Genomic DNA, 17,288 nt, shown 5'->3' on the forward strand with positions numbered 1-17,288 from the left:
CTTAAATAAAAAAGCAGTGCATTTATGTACTGCTTTTTTTTGTATGAATTTTTTGAATTTAGGGCTATTGATGTTCTTGCCCTAGGATGGTTTAAGGGGACGCCCTTCTTAGATGCAAATTGGAATTAATTTAGATCTATAATTTTATATTAGTTAAATATCAAGAATAACTAATTACCAATTTGTTCACATTCTATGATAAAATAAAGATGTTAAATTAATTATAAAATCATGAGGGAGTAACGGCAGACTTAAGTTTGCGGTCCCACCGTCAGCAAGAGCAGCTTGACTGCTCCGGTGGTCCTTAAATTGTGAGACTCGTGGTGACTTTCTAAATGTCACCATAGGTCTCTTTTTATTTAATGATTAAATGTAATTATCATATCTAGGAGGATTATTTATGCTTGAGGGAGATCAAAAACCTTTATATCAACGAACGGCCCAAGAAGTTGAAACAGCTTTAAAAGCTGATTCAGTCAATGGATTATCTGGTACGGATGCTAAACAGCGCTTAGCAGAAGTGGGACCGAATCAATTAAAAGCTACGAAAAAGACTACTTTGATGCAAAAATTCTTTAATCAATTTAAAGACTTTATGATTGTAGTTTTGTTGGTTGCCGCTTTAATTGCTGGTTTGACTGGTGAAGTGGCTGATGCGCTTATTATCTTAGCTGTTGTAATCTTGAATGCTATTTTTGGGGTCTATCAAGAAGCAAAAGCCGATGAAGCAATTGAAGCTTTGCAAAAGATGTCAGCGCCTAATGCCAATGTTCGTCGTGATGGGGTTATTATGACCTTGCCAGCTAGTGAATTGGTACCAGGTGATATTGTTGCGTTAGAAGCTGGAGATGTAATTCCTGCAGATATGCGCTTGTTGGAATCAGCATCATTAAAAATTGAAGAAGCTGCTTTGACGGGTGAATCGGTACCTGTTGAAAAGCAAACTGCCGCTTTAGCAGGTGAAGAGTTACCTCTTGGTGATCGGACTAACTTGGCCTTTATGAATTCGAATGTGACCTATGGTCGTGGTGTTGGAATTGTAACTGGGACAGGGATGTCAACTGAAGTTGGACATATCGCTGGAATGTTGGAATCAACTGAAACTACTAAAACACCGTTGCAAGTTAATTTATCAAAATTAGGTAAATCATTAACTTATTTAATTTTGATTATCGCGGTGATTGTATTTATTGTAGGAATGTTTAGAACTCCAGAAGTTGGAAGTGGGAACCGTGTTGTAGATATGTTGTTGACGGCTATTTCTTTAGCCGTTGCAGCAATTCCAGAAGGATTACCTGCGATCGTTACGATTACCCTTGCTTTGGGAACCAATCAATTAGCAAAAAAGCACGCTTTAATGCGAAAATTGCCAGCTGTTGAAACTTTGGGTTCGACTCAAATTATTGGATCAGACAAAACGGGAACCTTAACGCAAAATAAAATGACGGTTGAAAAATACTATGTTGACCAGAATTTAATTGATGCTAAGACGCCGGTTACAGGATCAGCTGAACAATTGGTTGATTTATTAGCTTTGAATAATGATACAAAAATTAATTCAGATGGTGATAAATTAGGTGATCCAACTGAAACGACTTTGATTACTTTTAATGAAACTCAAAATCGTAATTTAGAACAATTATTTGCTGAAAATCCTCGAGTGTCAGAAATTCCGTTTGATTCAGAACGTAAATTGATGACCACGATTCATCCCCACGGTGATCAATTTATGATTACGGTTAAGGGAGCACCTGATGAATTATTACGTCGAACTACAAAACGCTTGGAGCAAAATCAAGCGGTAGAAATGCAACCAGCTGATAAAGATAATATTAGTGCAGTTAACGTTGCTATGGCGCAGGATGCCTTGCGTGTATTGGGATTTGCCTACAAATTAGTTGATGAAATTCCAGAAAAATTGGAATCAGAATTGGTTGAAAATGATCTTATTTTTGTTGGATTAATTGGAATGATCGATCCTGAACGCCCTGAAGTGGCCGGTGCGGTTGCTGAAGCGAAAAAGGCGGGAATCAGAACTTTGATGATTACTGGTGATCATAAAATTACTGCCGAAGCTATCTCACGTCGTTTGGGGATCTTAAGTCCTGAGCAAGGCAGTGATGCAGTAATTACTGGTCGTGAATTAGATCAATTGGACGATGAAACATTTAAAGCTCAAGTTAGTCAATATAGTGTCTATGCTCGGGTTGCACCTGAACACAAGGTTCGGATTGTACAAGCTTGGCAATCACAAGGTCAAGTGGTAGCAATGACAGGGGATGGAGTCAATGATGCCCCTGCTTTGAAGACGGCTGATATTGGAATTGCTATGGGAATTACTGGAACGGAAGTTTCTAAAGGGGCCGCTGATATGGTCCTTGCGGATGATAACTTTGCCACAATTGTTAATGCTGTTGAGGAAGGGCGAAAAGTCTTTTCAAATATTCAAAAATCAATTCAATACCTATTATCTGCCAATTTGGGTGAAGTTTTGACCCTCTTTGTGATGACGATCATGGGATGGAATATTTTGGCACCTGTGCATATTCTTTGGATTAATTTAGTGACTGATACCTTACCAGCAATTGCATTGGGAATGGAACCAGTCGAACCAGGAATTATGGAGCGTAAGCCTCGCGGTCGTAATAGTGACTTTTTGGCTGATGGATTAGGTAGCACTATTATTTATCAAGGATTGATCGAAGGATTGATTACTTTGGGTGTTTATTGGTATGCTATTAATTTCCCTGTTCATGCTAGTTCAGCAGCGGCGCATGCCGATGCTTTAACAATGGCTTTTGCTACCTTGGGATTGATTCAATTATTCCATGCGTTTAATACCAAATCAATTTATCAATCAATTTTCAAGGTGGGTATTTTCAAAAATAAGACCTTTAATTGGGCGATTTTGATTGCGGCCTTAGCTTTGGCGATTACTATTGTAATGCCAGGATTGAATGATATTTTCCATGTCACACATTTGGATTGGCATCAATGGTTGTTAGTGTTGGGTGCTTCGTTTGCGATTATTCCAGTTGTGGAAATTATTAAATTCGTGCAACGTCACACCATGCACAAGCAATAATAATGTATAATAGAGAAGCTGTATTATCATTTCGGCTTTGATTCATAGCTTGAATTACAGCGGTTGGTCCTTCTAGGATTGATCGCTGTATTCTTTTATTATTAATCAATAGTATGGATGATAAAAATAATTAAAGTATATCAACGAATGGGGAATTAAAATGGCTAAAAAAATGTTTGCAAATCCGCGTGACTACGCAATGAAGTTATCACAATTAGTACAAACAACTGAAGAAAGTGGTTCAAATGTTGCGGAATACTTCGAAAAAATCCGAACAGCTATTGATGAAGATCAAGTTGCGGAGATGCCCAAAGCAGAATTTGCTGAAATTTCAGTTGAATTTGATGACGTGGTAGAAGTGTACAAAAAAGCTGCCGATGATCTAGATCAAATGAAAGCACCAGTTCGTTTAATTGGTGTTCATGGAAGTTTAAAGAAGACCTTCCGAGATTACTATGATGCTACAGTGGCTATGGCTAATGCATTGGATGTCAATAAACAACAAGTTGACGTAACTGCCTTTGACCAATCCGAACAAGATCAAGATCAATTGATGGAAGAGTTCATGAAGCAAGTTCGCCGAGCCTTCCAAATGGTAATGTAAGTATGGAGAATGTATCAATTCCAGAATTAGATCTAATCGCCGGAATTGCGAATGAGCTAGAGCTACCTAAGACAAAAATTAAAGCAACATCAGACTTATTACAAGATGGTAATACTGTTCCTTTTATTGCTCGTTATCGAAAAGAAGCTACGGGTAATTTAGATGAAGTCCAAATTCGTGACATTCAAGCCAGTAGTAAGCGATTAGAAGATTTGCAAGCCCGAAAATTAACGGTACAAAAGGCATTGATAGACCAATCCGTATGGAATTCGGCGTTGGCGGAACGTTTAATTGCGGCTGATAGTCTTCAAAAAGTGGAAGACTTTTATCTACCTTATAAACAAAAACGGCGAACCAAGGCGACGATCGCCAAGGAAGCTGGTTTGATGCCATTAGCTCAAAAAATTCAAAGTTTTCCAACCGATGATTTAAATCAAATAGCCTTAGACTATGTTGACCCTGCGCAAGATTTACCGGATGTGAAGGCTGTCATGAATGGGGTCCATGAAATCTTTGCCGAAGTGATTGGGGAAAATGCGGGATTACGTGAATGGATTCGTAATTATACGCAACAAAATGGAACTGTTGATGCCAAAATTAAACGTGGAGCGCAAGAACAGGATCCTAAATCTATTTATGCTTTGTATTATGATTTTAGTCAAAAAATTAAGCAGATTCAAAATCATCAAATTTTGGCTGTGAATCGTGGTGAAAAAGCAGGCATATTATCAGTTGGGATAGAAGTGGATCAATTGGCAATTGAACGTTATTTAAAGTTTCGACTAGTTGGTAGCAAACAAGGCGCTGCAGCAGAAGTGTTAGTTAATGCCGCTAAGGATGCTTATAAACGCTTCATAGGACCAGCAATTGAACGTGAAATTCGTAAACAATTGACAGCCCAAGCCAGTGCGGATGCTATTAAAGTCTTTGGTAAAAATCTGTATCATTTGTTGATGGGTGCTCCCTTAAGGGGACAAGTTGTTTTAGGATTTGATCCTGGAATTCGGACTGGTTCTAAGTTAGCCGTTGTGGATGAAAATGGAAAGTTTTTAGAAAAAGCAGTTATTTATCCACATCGAGCTGCTAAATATGATCCTGCAGGAGCGAAAAAAATTATTATTAATTTGGTTCATAAATATCAAGTAACTTTGGTAGCGATTGGAAATGGAACGGCTTCTCGTGAGTCTCAGCAGTTTATTGCTGATTTGATTAAGTCAGACTTGCCAGATTTGAAGTATGTGGTAGTTAATGAGGCCGGCGCTTCAGTTTATTCAGCCTCTGATATTGCTCGGACGGAGTTTCCAGAACTACAAGTTGAGCAACGATCAGCAATTTCGATTGCACGCCGATTACAAGATCCTATGGCTGAGTTAATTAAGATCGATCCACAGGCGGTAGGTGTTGGACAATATCAACATGATTTACCAACTAAAGAACTATCTGAACAATTAGATCAAGTTTTGGAGACGGCGGTTAATCAAGTTGGTGTTAATTTGAACACGGCATCAGCACAATTATTATTGCATATCGCTGGTTTAACTAAGACGACAGCTCAAAATATTGTGGACTATCGTGATCATAATGGAGCGTTTAAGACGCGAAATGAATTAAAGAAAGTTGCAAAACTAGGTCCTAAAGCTTTCGAACAGGCGGCTGGATTTTTGAGAATTCCAAATGGAACGAATAGTTTGGATAATACTGAAATTCACCCAGAGTCATATAAAGTCGCAAAAGAACTTCTCAAACGTATTGATGCGACAGATGTAGAATCACGTCAGCAGCAATTACAAGCTTTGGCAACTGATGATGTTGCTAAAGAATTACAAATTGGATTGCCGACTTTATATGATATTATAGATGCCCTTAAACATCCGGGACGAGATCTAAGAGATCAAGCCATCAGCGCAGTTTTACGTTCAGATGTTTTGACTTTAAAAGATTTAAAACCGGGTATGGAACTACAAGGGACAGTGCGAAATGTGGTTGATTTTGGAGCATTCGTTGATATTGGAGTTCATGAAGATGGATTAGTTCATATTAACGAAATGGTCAAAAATAAAAACCAACACCATAAACTAAATCCACATGATCATGTTGCAGTTGGTGATATTATTACAGTTTGGGTTAAAGAAGTGGATTTGAAGCGTGAACGGATTGGATTAACGTTATTTTCTGAAAATATCAGTTAAAAATAACGCTTGAAACTGGAAGTTCAATTTGGTATGATAAGCTGTGTTAGTTACTAACACAGCTTATGCGGACGTGGCGGAATTGGCAGACGCGCAGGACTAAGGATCCTGTGATAGAAATATCGTGCGGGTTCGACCCCCGCCGCCCGCATCTAAGTAAATTAAAAACCCCGTTGAATCAGCGAAAACGTTGATATGACGGGGCTTTAATTTTGTTTTCTATATTTTTAAACTAGTTCAGTTTAGATTGGTTGTCTTGGCATAGTTTTATGACTTTTAAAATCAACTAAAAAGTATTGTTTTACTATATAATTATATAGAATAAAGGAGGGACGCTATGAATAAACGTAATTCAGATAACTGGTTCAGTAAAGTCTCTAATATTAGGCATCTGAGCCAAGATATTCCAAGGTCAGATAAACTAACTGATGTAACAAATGAAACACATCAAGGCCAGGTTAACTTATCATTATCTGAGCTGAAAAAACATAGCCTACGCCTTTTGATTTTGTTAGGAGGAATTTGGTTTTTGTGGGGATTGATGATGTGGACGTTTTATTCATTTCAAAATACTACAAGTAATCGAGAATCGGTAAGTGGCTGGATTGGGCTTGTCTTATGCAGTATCATTTCGTTTGTGGCTATTTATTATATTAATTTGAAGTTAATACAATATAAGACTATTATAATTGGTTCTCAACTTAAAATTATTTTTAATAATCAAAAAGTGATTGGACGCTTCTTCAAATTAGATTATGCGATTTTAGATAAAACAGGAACTTTAACTGAGCCTGCAGCACAAGTTAAAAATATTGTTGTTCCGAATTCGGTGGAACGTGCGAAAATTTTTTCGATTTTAGAATTATTAGAACAAGAGTCTAAACATCCTGTTGCACGTGGGATAATGATGTATTTAAATAATCAAATATTTGAGCGCAAAGTAGTTCAATTAAAGCAACGGCAAAAAGTTGATTCTGGGGTTTGGGGCCGCTTTGAGGATGCTGATTATGCATTGCTGAGTCGGGCCGGTGTCCGACAATTAGGAATCGAACCTAAAATAAAAGCTGATGGCATGATGATGTGTTATTTGATCGAAAATCAGAAAAAAGTTATAGCCTCAATTGTTTTGCAAGATAAAGTTCGAAGTTCAGCTACGAGTTTGATTAAACAAATTAAAAACCAACGGATTGTTACAGTCATGGCGACTGGTGATAATGATAGTAACGCTAATCAAATTGGTCAATTATTGGGCATTGATGTGATTGCTGCTGATTTAACCAGTCAGTCTAAAGGGGAGTTAGTTAAAGCCTATCAGCAAAATGGACGGGTCCTTTTTGTTGGGGATGGTATGAATGACTATCAAGCTTTAAAAAATGCTGATTTTTCCATTGGAATTATGCATAATAAGTATTCATTGGGATTAATAGCGGATGTCCAGATTCAAGCTGATCATTTAACTTTGGTTCAAACAAGTTTAAAATTATTACAACAAGCGATTATCAAAAAATGGTTAAGTATGACTTATTGGGGATTTTACTGGGTAACTATTGTATATTGCATTCAAGAATTAAATCTCAATAGTATGTATTTGATAAGTGTTTATATATTATTAGGATTAGTAGTAGCAATCTTGCAGATTCTTAATTTTAAAATTTGGAAAACTAATATATAGTGATTTTTAGAAATTTATTTGACAAAAATATAGAGGCCTGTTAATATTAAATATGTTGATTAATCAACTTATTCATTTGGAGAATTACCCAAGTCTGGCTGAAGGGAACGGTCTTGAAAACCGTCAGGTCGGGAAACCGGCGCGTGGGTTCGAATCCCACATTCTCCTTAATATTATCGCGGGATGGAGCAGTCTGGTAGCTCGTCGGGCCCATAACCCGAAGGTCGTAGGTTCAAATCCTACTCCCGCAATCATTTAAAACTAAGTTTCTTGTAAACTTGGTTTTTTTATTTATTTTTAAGAATATTATGATTTGGTAAGGTTTGTTGAAGCCGAGGTTTCGGTGCACTGACCTTTGCTATACTTTAGTTATCATTTATGAAATTTATGTTGGGAGTATTGCAGATGAATTTTAAATATTTGCGATATATAATTATCGCCATTATATTAGCACTATTAACTGGTATTGCCTCGCCAATTTTGATTAATAACGCACAAACTATGAACATCGATCCAAGCTATATTTATGGGACTGTCATGGGGGTGGGGATGCTCTTTTGGGTCCTTTTAGGAACTAGTATGGTTCGTTATATCCGCCAAGCTAATAAGAATATTGTTAATTCATGGCGTTGGGCGTTGGGCGCTTTAGTGAGCTTGGGTGTGTCGTGCTTAGTGGCGATGGCCATGTACAAAGGATCGGCGCAAACTTGGCTTGTTTTACCACTTGCTTTAGTGGGAGTATCACTTTTGCTAGGATCGTTGTTAATCTTTCAACCTATTAATTTGGATCAAGAAAATCAAAAAGATCAAAAAAATAATCACAAAATGAATCTAATGATGACCTTAGTGGCTACTATTGGATTTGCTTTGGGAACAATGACGTCAGGATTAATGGTCGGATTAATGATCTTGACAACGATTTTACTGATTGCTGATCCACAATGGCCAGTTATTTTGGTCCGCTATCAAAGACAACTATTACAAGATCGTTTACGCGAAAATGGTATTACAGTTAATGATTGGACTATCTTAAACCGGTTGCCAAAGATTAAAAGTATTTTATTAGAAAAGTCCGGCGTTTTAACAGAATCAGTCGCTATTGTTTATTCGGTTAAAAGTGTTGATGATCGTTATAGTGATAATGATGTGATTGGAATTGCAGCTGGCTTATTACAAAATTTTGCTAGTCCGTTATCAAGTGGTTTTGCACAATACACTGCTGGTAAAGGAATCGAAGCCAGTGAAGTTTCAGAACCAGAAAAAATTGCATTAATTGGAGTTTCTGGAGTGATTCATCAAGAACTTTTTGCGGTTATTTCAGCAAGAGAAGCCTTAAAAAACTATGCTGTGAGTCCAGAAGTCTTTGCAAATTATCAATCAATAGGTAATTCTGTTTCATATATTGTTGATGGGATTCAGGTTATCGGAATTATTAATTATGGTACACCATTAAAGCATTCACTATTAGAAATAGATCGGATGTTAGTTAAACGTGGAATTCGAACGCAAGTTATTTCTGCTGATGCATTAGGATCAGTGCATGGCTTAAAAGAATTATTCAAAAGTGCTAGTTATGTCAAAGCTGGTTTAAGCCCTAAAGATAAGCATGATATGCAAATTGCGGCTTTAAAAGATGAAAATTCAATGTTTATTACTAATCAACAAATTCCCAATGGGTTACCAAAAAGAATTTTGATGGAAGTTGGAGATAGTCTTCCAATTGCAGATGCGCAATTGAAAGACCTAGAGCAATTGGGACCACTTTTCCGTTCTACTGATCAATTGGATCATATTAATAAGAATCATTTACGTTGGATGAATATTATTATATTGGTCCTAATTTTAATAGGATTATTATTAGGATTAGCTTTAGGTAACTGGATTATTTTGGCACCACTAATTGCAGCTGTTATTCGCTTGGTGGCAATGTTTACTCTAATGTATCAAATGAGAAACTAATTTAAATAAGAAGATATAAAGTTGGTCTGATTAAAGATCAACTTTATTTTTTTATATCGTTTAATAATTATTACAATTCATTGACACACATTAATAAAACAGATAAAATTAAAAGGTGTTAAAAAGCGCAAATTTAATAATTTATAAATAAGTTGAAACCATTTAACTTACTAGACAGGAGTCAATGATGAACATCACTATGATCATCCTGACAGCGCTTGTCGCAATCGTAATTGGGTATGCTTTTGGACATGTTTTCACTCGAACTAAGATTGAAAACAGTTTGAAGCAAACCCGACAAACTGCAGAAGATATCACGAATCAAGCACAAGTTGAAGCAAAGGCCTTAAAACAAAGTGCCATTGTTGAAGCACGTGATGAAAGCCAACAATACCAAGCTAAAATCGAGGGAGAATTACAGGAACGACGTCAAGCCGTTTTGGCCCAAGAGGAACGTTTGGTAAGTCGTGAATCTGTCTTAGATCGGAAAGATGCTTCTCTTCAAAAAAGAGAAGAATCAATTTCTGAGAAAGAGAATAAACTTGATCAACAACGCCAAAGTGTGAAGGATAAGCAAAATTATGCGGAACAATTGGTGGAAGATCGTGAAGCAAAGCTAGTAGAAGTGGCCGAAATGGATCGCACGGATGCTAAAGGTTTGATTTTAACAGAAACAAAGGAAGCTTTGGTTTCTGAACGAGCTAAGTTGATTAAGGAAAGTGAACAGGAAGCCGTAATTGAAGCTGATAAAAAGGCTAAAAGTTTGGTTGTTCAAGCTATTCAACGTTCAGCGGCTGATATGGTTGCTGAATCAACAGTCTCAGTTGTTGCACTTCCAAATGATGATATGAAAGGTCGTATCATTGGACGAGAAGGCCGTAATATTAGAGCAATTGAAACCCTAACTGGAATTGATTTGATTATTGATGATACTCCAGAAGCGGTTGTGTTGAGTGGTTATGATCCTGTTCGTCGTGAAATTGCTAAGAGAGCTTTGGAAGCTTTGATTTCTGATGGTCGGATTCATCCGGCTCGGATTGAAGAGATGGTTGAAAAGGCTCGAAAAGAAATGGACGAACATATTCGGGAAGTTGGAGAACAAACGGTCTTTGACCTAGGTCTTCATAATATTCATCCTGATCTAATTAAAATAATTGGACGAATGAATTACCGAACAAGTTACGGACAAAATGTCTTAGTACATTCGATTGAAGTTGCAAAACTAACTGGCTTGTTGGCAGCTGAGTTAGGTGAAGATATTACGCTTGCTAAGCGCGCAGGATTATTACACGATATTGGTAAGGCGATTGATCATGAGGTGGATGGATCACACGTGGAGTTAGGGGTTGAATTAACAACTAAGTATCACGAACGTCCGACTGTTGTGAATGCAATTGCATCACATCATGGGGATGTTGAACCGGAGTCAATTATTGCAGTCTTAGTAGCTGCATCAGATTCGATTTCGGCGGCACGTCCAGGTGCTCGTTCCGAGTCATTAGAAAATTACGTTCAACGTTTGCAACAACTTGAAGGAATTGCAAATGGATTTAATGGGGTTCAAAAGACCTTTGCAATCCAAGCTGGACGTGAGATTCGAGTGATGGTGGAACCAGCAGCAATTTCAGACGTGGAAGCGACTGTCCTTGCGCGTGACATTAAGAACCAAATTGAGCATGATCTTGATTATCCGGGACACATTAAGGTTACGGTTATTCGAGAATCTCGTGCGATTGAATATGCCAAGTAAAAAAATGAGAGAGTGAGACAAACTCGTTCAATGTTTTGATTTAACGTTGTTTTCACTTTAGCCTTAAAAGGGTTGAAGTGAAAAGTTGAATAATTAACTTTGAACTTTGTCCACTCTCTTTTATTTATGATAAATATAGTATATAATCGTGCAACATATAAATGTTGATTGGATAAATTAACCATAGTAAAATCAATTTAAATTTTGTCGTAGAGATTAATAATAATTTTTATGGTAAAATCAATTTGTTATTAATTAAATACTTGATTGTGTATTAATTAGGTAAAGGAAGAGGTTGGACTGTGGATGATGATTTGAATAGCAAAAAGCAGAGTATTGGCGCCAAAATGAAAAACAAAAAAAGTTGGCTGATAGGTATTAGCATTGCATTAATAGTACTGATCGCAGGATCAGGAGCATTCTATTATTATAATCAGACCCAATCCAGCCAAGCTAGACAGTTCGCACGTGAATATACTAAAAATTTTGCGCAGAAAAAGTATAGCCAGTTATTGAAAAATACTGATAAAAATAGTTTGAAAGCATATGGTCTAACAGATAAAGATCCGTCAGCCAAAATAGAAAAAAGTTTTGATTATTTAGGTATTGAAAATATTAAAGTCAGTGATGTTAAGACAAATTATAAGGGTGGAAATCGTTTCCAAATGACTTATAATGCTGATTTGAAGACGCCAGCTGGAATGATTAAGAATAAGCGTTATGTTGTCAATTTTAAAATTAATAAAAAGCAAGCTACTGTGATTTATAATAGTAATTTGATTTTGCCAGGTTTGGCGAAAGATGATCATCTAAATATTGCCAAAGATGGTGGGCAACGTGGCCAAATTTTGGATCGAAATGGTAAAGTTTTGGCGGGTACTAAAATTACCAAAGAATTAAAAATTGTACCACAATACTTTTTGAATAAAGATGGTTCAATTAATCAAGATCAAGTTGACGAAGTTGCTAAGAAATACAATGCCACTTCAGATGAAATTACTAAAGGTATTAATGCTTATAGTAATCATCCAGATTGGGCCTATACAGTTAAAAGCCTTGGTGACGATGATTATCAAAAAGATGACGATGGTGATGGTGCATCAGTTCAATCAAGTTATGAACGAGAGTATCCTTTGGGCGCTGCAGCTAGTCTCTTGATTGGATACACAAGCACGGCTACGTCCGATGATGTTGCAAAGGATGCTACTTTAAGTGGCAATGATATTGTAGGACGTGCTGGTTTAGAAAAAGCTTATGACAAACAATTGCGCGGAAAAGAAACTATTAAATATCAAATTTTGAATCAAAAAGGTGAAGCAAAAAAGACTTTACTTTATCAAAAGTTTGAAAAAGGGCAAGATATTAAGTTAACAATTGATTCAGATGTTCAAAAGGCAACTTATGATGGATTTAATGATGTACCTGGTTCAGCAGTGATTCAGGCACCGAAAACTGGAGATTTACTAGCAGTTGTTTCAACTCCGTCATATGATCCAACAACTTTAACTTCTAATAATAATGCTGATTATCCATTTATGGCCCGTTTTGCCAAGGGTTACGCACCAGCATCAACCTTTAAACAGGTGTCGGCAGCCATTGGACTAAGCAAGGGAACTTTGAATCCTGATGAAGTTATTAAAATTGAGGGGACTAAGTGGACGCCATATAATGTTACCCGGGTGAATAGTGATACTGAGGTTAACTTGAAAACTGCTTTGCAACATTCTGATAATGTTTATTTTGCACAACAAATGTTGAAGGTTGGTCGAGATACATTCCAATCAGAATTGACGGATAAATTCACTTTTGGTCGAGATTATAAGTTACCAATTACGATGAAGGCAGCTTCCTTTAGTAATACTGGTAAGTTAGAAGATAATAAACAATTAGCCGATAGTGCTTATGGTCAGGCGCAAATGTCAGTTAATCCAATTGAGATGGTCACCATGTTTAATTTCTTAGATAATGATGGTAACATCGTAATGCCAAAATTAATTAAGGATGATAAAAAGCCGGTCGTAATTAAAGATGCAGTTAAATCTGATGATGTAAAAACAATTCTTGATGACGAAGTCGGAATTGTTTCTGATGAAGATGGTTATGCTCATAATCTTTATAATGAAGGTTATAATTTAGCTGCCAAAACTGGAACTGCAGAAACAGGTAATAATAACCAAAACGCATTAGTTTCAATTCATGACCTGCAAAATAATAAATTTACGGGAATATTTGTAGTTGAAAATTCAGTGGTAAATGGTGAAAATAAGAACCCACAAGCAGATGATGTTGCTAAGAATGCGGTAGATTATTTAGAAAATACCTTTGTTAATCAGTAATATTAAAACAACGCGGACAATTTAATTAGTTCGGGTTGTTTTTTTGTGTTTAAATCGGCTATAATGAAGTAGTACGGGGTCGTTCCGGAATCGACTGGTGCTGTTTGAGCTAATGCTGCGTTTAGGGGTTGTGGCCCTATAATCCACTCAGACGAATTAACTGCAAAAAATTCAAACAACTTGGCTTTCGCTGCTTAAAAACCAGTGAACCAAACTAACACGATTGGTGGCCATCCAGTTTAGTTAGTCATAATAATTATGGCCTGCGCATAACGCTCCCATCTGAAGCTGTTATGAAGAGGATAATCAGATTAGCCTAAAGGATCGCCGGGTTAATTGGCGTGCCAAGGGCGAATTTTAAATTAATTAACTATGAACGTAGATGTATTAGTATCAAGGTATTAGGACAGGGGTTCAACTCCCCTCGGCTCCATAATATAAAAAGGTAAACCTCATTGTATCAACATATTCGTTGGTGTGGTGGGGTTTGTTTTTGTTATTTATCCTAAATTAATCTAATATAGATAAGTTTATATTTTTAAAAGGTTCATTATAATAAGTATTAACAGGTTTATGGTCTTATCTCTAAATTTAATTTTTTGAAATGAGGATTTGAAATATGTCAGTTAAAATTGGTAGTGATGAGCATATAACAGGAATATTTAGATTGATTACAGAATTAGAACAGAATGAATTTAATTTTAATCAATTTAAAAATGAAATAAAAAAACAATATAATAATGATAATTATTGTTGTCTGATTTATGAATTTGAAAATAAGGTAGTAGGTATGATCAATCTTAGATTGGAATATCAATTACATCATGGAAATAAAATAGCAGAAATATTGGAATTTATCATATCAGATAAATATAGAAATATGGGATTTGGTACAGAGTTATTCAATGAAGCTTGTGAATATGCTCTAAATAACAATTGTGTTGAAATAGAAGTGGCTAGTAATGTAGTAAGAGTTAAAGCTCACCAATTTTATGAAAATAAGGGAATGAGTAGAACTCACTTTAGGTTTAATAAAAAAATATCTTTATAAAATAATAAAAAACGTCCTATATTTTTAGGACGTTTTTTTTATTTAATTACTTATTCTTGAATTGCTTGATCGTAATTTTTAAATGTCATACTGAAAAATTATGTATTCCTTCTTTATTATTCAATGTAGTCTAAGAAGGTTAAACATCAGAAATTAAAACTGTCATTTTTTAAATATAGAAAAGGTCGATGATATTCTTTTAGTATAATTTGGATGACTTACTTTAATTTATAAAAATATCTTTGTTTGAGTATATAATTTTATAAGATATAGTTCAGTTTTATTAAAGATCATATGTTATATTTTATCTATTAATAAATACCTGTTTAATCAATTATCTACTATGGAATAATTAAAAAACACGACAGGAGCTGCATATATGGTGAATTTCGATGAATTGAAGCGAGTCAGACGCATTTTAACAATTGCTCGAACTGGGTTAGCTTATACAAAAGACACATTTGATCGGGAACGATTGCGTGAAATTGAGAAAATTTCTATCAGTCTTTTAGCACAAATAAGTCATTATACAATTGATGAAATTAAACAACAGATCATTCTAGAACCGGGATATATTACGCCAAAGATTGATGTGCGTGTCTTTATTCAAAACGATCAACAAAAAGTTTTATTAGTTCAAGACATCAAGACTAAGCAGTGGTCCTTGCCAGGAGGCTTTGCTGAGGTTGGTATGTCACCCATTGAAAATGCGCAACGTGAAGTACTAGAAGAAACGGGGGTTAATGCTGAAATTATTAATTTAAAAGGTGTTTTTGATACTGATCAGTCCAAATTAGGTAAACAATTGACACAATATTATAAATTAATTTTTGAAGGTAAAATTATTGATGAGGGGACTTTTAAATCTAATTATGAAACATCTGATGTTTGTTATTTTTCCTTGGATCAATTACCTGAATTGTCTCTACCAAGAACTACTGCAGAACAAATATTTAAAATTAGTGAAATGATTAAGAGAAATCGTGTTTATATTGAATAATTAAAATTTTATTATTTTAGGAAATAGCTGGATTAAAATAATTCTAAAAATAAATATAAAGTAAGAACTACGTTAATATGTCTTCTTTGAAATTATTTGGATGGAGAAAGATAAAATGGCAATGATTTATTTAAGAAAAGCCACTTTAGCTGATTTAGATCAAATTGATTATCTAATTAAAGATGCTAAAAAATTACTGGCTGCGGATGGAATCCCTCAATGGCAAGGGGATTATCCACAAAAAACGGATATATTGGCTGACTTAGAACAAGGAATGACCTATTTATTGATTGTTGACCAACAAATTTTGGGAACAGCCACGCTTATGACGATACCGGAACCTAATTATCAAAATATTTATCACGGTGGTTGGCGAACATCTGACCAACATTATGCTACAATTCATCGGATTGCTATTAAAAGTGACCAAACTGGACAACATCTAAGTGATTTCATATTTAGTAATTTACTTAGTGAGGCAATACAATTAGGATTTAAAGAAATTAGAATTGATACGCATCGTCAGAATTTAAGAATGCAACATGTTCTAGAAAAAATAGGTTTTGAATATAGAGGTATTGTATATATGGATTCGAATCCTGCGGATAGAAGAAATGCATATCAATTATTTTTAGATAAAAAAATTGATTATTTAAGTAAATAAATGGATATTAATATGTTATTATATTATTAATTAATCGACACCACCGGGTGTTTAGGGACTGAGTAAACTCATTAGGTCATAGAAGAGTTTACCGGCCCTTTTTTTGTAATTTTAAAGGAGGATGTAAATATGACGTGGGTATATTTAATTTTAGGCGGATTATTTGAAGTGGTATGGGCGACCACAATGAAATTAAGCCAAGGCTTTTCAAACTTGGGGTATAGTTTACTGACTATAATGGGGATGATTTTTAGTTTTGGTTTTCTAGCTCTTGCAGTGAAGCATCTTCCTCTCAGTATTGGATATCCTGTTTGGACTGGAATTGGGGCAGTTGGATCAATTTTGGTAGGATTATTTTTATTTAAAGATCAGATTAATCCGTTAACCTGGTTTTTTATCGCATTACTGATTATTGGAATAATTGGAATTAAAGTCACAAGTGGGCATTAATGTTTTTGGTTGTATTTGCAACTAAAATCAAGTAAAATTAAATTAAGCATGAGTAGGAGGTGGTTACATTTGGATCAAACATTTTTAAGACGGATTGGTACAATTGCTCGGGCGCTAGATTCAATCAGTAATATTGAATTTAAAGAAATTGACTTAGCCCGAGGACAATATCTATATTTGAGCCGAATTACGGAAAATCCTGGGATTACCCAGATGCAGTTGTCAGAATTGCTGTGTGTAGATAAAACAACCACTAATCGTGCAATTAATCGTTTAGTAGAACGAGAAATTATTGTGAAACAGACCGATCCAATCAATCGTAAAAACCAACGGCTTTATAGTTCAAAAAAAGGGCAGATATTGTATGAAACGTTGAGTCGTGAGAGCGATTATTCAACTCAAGTGGCCCTTCAAGGCTTAAAACCAGATGAGGTTGAGCAAATAAATGTTTTATTGGATAAAGTCACACAAAATGTGGTGCAGGATTGGAAAAGTGTAAAAAAAGGAAAAGTAAGATTGTATTGAGGG

12 protein-coding genes, 3 tRNA genes and 1 other RNA gene are annotated in these 17,288 nt (G+C 35.5%); all 16 read left to right on the forward strand.

All coding sequences use genetic code 11. The features are described from left to right. Positions 1-400: 400 nt before the first annotated feature. The 16 genes from JC2156_RS01280 to JC2156_RS01350 all read left to right on the forward strand — a co-directional run bounded on the left by JC2156_RS01280 (position 401) and on the right by JC2156_RS01350 (position 17,285). The gene (locus tag JC2156_RS01280; protein ID WP_006845032.1) at positions 401-3,085 is read left to right on the forward strand and encodes a cation-translocating P-type ATPase; all 2,685 of its coding nucleotides are present in this window, start codon (positions 401-403) and stop codon (positions 3,083-3,085) included. Positions 3,086-3,245: 160 nt separating this feature from the next. Further along, on the forward strand, positions 3,246-3,689 hold the full coding sequence (locus tag JC2156_RS01285) for a hypothetical protein (RefSeq protein WP_006845033.1): 444 nt from the start codon (positions 3,246-3,248) through the stop codon (positions 3,687-3,689). Positions 3,690-3,691: 2 nt separating this feature from the next. Beyond that, positions 3,692-5,878: a Tex family protein gene (locus JC2156_RS01290; RefSeq protein WP_006845034.1), complete on the forward strand. Its 2,187-nt coding sequence runs from the start codon at positions 3,692-3,694 to the stop codon at positions 5,876-5,878. 67 nt (positions 5,879-5,945) lie between these two features. Then, a tRNA-Leu gene (locus JC2156_RS01295) sits at positions 5,946-6,029 on the forward strand. A 186-nt stretch (positions 6,030-6,215) separates the two neighbouring features. Continuing rightward, complete coding sequence (locus tag JC2156_RS01300) at positions 6,216-7,550, forward strand: HAD-IC family P-type ATPase (protein WP_006845035.1); 1,335 nt, start codon at positions 6,216-6,218, stop codon at positions 7,548-7,550. A gap of 78 nt (positions 7,551-7,628) precedes the next feature. After that, a tRNA-Ser gene (locus JC2156_RS01305) sits at positions 7,629-7,718 on the forward strand. A 9-nt stretch (positions 7,719-7,727) separates the two neighbouring features. Next, positions 7,728-7,801, forward strand: a tRNA-Met gene (locus tag JC2156_RS01310). 154 nt (positions 7,802-7,955) lie between these two features. Further along, a complete protein-coding gene (locus JC2156_RS01315; protein WP_006845036.1) occupies positions 7,956-9,509 on the forward strand; it encodes an HAD family hydrolase in 1,554 nt (517 codons plus the stop codon). 187 nt (positions 9,510-9,696) lie between these two features. Beyond that, positions 9,697-11,259 carry a ribonuclease Y gene (rny, locus tag JC2156_RS01320; protein ID WP_006845037.1) on the forward strand — a complete coding sequence of 521 codons (1,563 nt, stop codon included), beginning with the start codon at positions 9,697-9,699 and terminating at the stop codon, positions 11,257-11,259. A 302-nt stretch (positions 11,260-11,561) separates the two neighbouring features. Further along, positions 11,562-13,595, forward strand: a complete 2,034-nt coding sequence (locus tag JC2156_RS01325) for a penicillin-binding transpeptidase domain-containing protein (RefSeq protein WP_006845038.1) — start codon at positions 11,562-11,564, stop codon at positions 13,593-13,595. Positions 13,596-13,670: 75 nt separating this feature from the next. Further along, positions 13,671-14,031: a transfer-messenger RNA gene (gene ssrA / locus JC2156_RS08680) on the forward strand. A 183-nt stretch (positions 14,032-14,214) separates the two neighbouring features. Next, positions 14,215-14,646, forward strand: a complete 432-nt coding sequence (locus JC2156_RS01330; RefSeq protein WP_006845039.1) for a GNAT family N-acetyltransferase — start codon at positions 14,215-14,217, stop codon at positions 14,644-14,646. Between the two features lie 379 nt (positions 14,647-15,025). Further along, entirely contained in the window at positions 15,026-15,646 is a 621-nt protein-coding gene (locus JC2156_RS01335) for an NUDIX hydrolase N-terminal domain-containing protein (protein ID WP_006845040.1), read from the forward strand. Positions 15,647-15,761: 115 nt separating this feature from the next. Further along, a complete protein-coding gene (locus JC2156_RS01340) occupies positions 15,762-16,310 on the forward strand; it encodes a GNAT family N-acetyltransferase (RefSeq protein ID WP_006845041.1) in 549 nt (182 codons plus the stop codon). A gap of 129 nt (positions 16,311-16,439) precedes the next feature. Further along, the gene (locus JC2156_RS01345) at positions 16,440-16,760 is read left to right on the forward strand and encodes a DMT family transporter (RefSeq protein ID WP_006845042.1); all 321 of its coding nucleotides are present in this window, start codon (positions 16,440-16,442) and stop codon (positions 16,758-16,760) included. 48 nt (positions 16,761-16,808) lie between these two features. Next, positions 16,809-17,285, forward strand: a complete 477-nt coding sequence (locus JC2156_RS01350) for a MarR family winged helix-turn-helix transcriptional regulator (protein WP_173677185.1) — start codon at positions 16,809-16,811, stop codon at positions 17,283-17,285. Positions 17,286-17,288 lie beyond the last annotated feature (3 nt).

Source organism: Weissella koreensis KCTC 3621 (assembly GCF_000277645.1).

Coding starts and splice junctions, on each gene's coding strand:
- JC2156_RS01300 (WP_006845035.1), top strand. CDS start 6,216: ATGAATAAACGTAATTCAGATAACTGGTTCAGTAAAGTCTCTAATATT.
- JC2156_RS01345 (WP_006845042.1), top strand. CDS start 16,440: ATGACGTGGGTATATTTAATTTTAGGCGGATTATTTGAAGTGGTATGG.
- JC2156_RS01340 (WP_006845041.1), top strand. CDS start 15,762: ATGGCAATGATTTATTTAAGAAAAGCCACTTTAGCTGATTTAGATCAA.
- JC2156_RS01315 (WP_006845036.1), top strand. CDS start 7,956: ATGAATTTTAAATATTTGCGATATATAATTATCGCCATTATATTAGCA.
- JC2156_RS01335 (WP_006845040.1), top strand. CDS start 15,026: ATGGTGAATTTCGATGAATTGAAGCGAGTCAGACGCATTTTAACAATT.
- rny (WP_006845037.1), top strand. CDS start 9,697: ATGAACATCACTATGATCATCCTGACAGCGCTTGTCGCAATCGTAATT.
- JC2156_RS01280 (WP_006845032.1), top strand. CDS start 401: ATGCTTGAGGGAGATCAAAAACCTTTATATCAACGAACGGCCCAAGAA.
- JC2156_RS01285 (WP_006845033.1), top strand. CDS start 3,246: ATGGCTAAAAAAATGTTTGCAAATCCGCGTGACTACGCAATGAAGTTA.
- JC2156_RS01290 (WP_006845034.1), top strand. CDS start 3,692: ATGGAGAATGTATCAATTCCAGAATTAGATCTAATCGCCGGAATTGCG.
- JC2156_RS01350 (WP_173677185.1), top strand. CDS start 16,809: ATGAGTAGGAGGTGGTTACATTTGGATCAAACATTTTTAAGACGGATT.
- JC2156_RS01330 (WP_006845039.1), top strand. CDS start 14,215: ATGTCAGTTAAAATTGGTAGTGATGAGCATATAACAGGAATATTTAGA.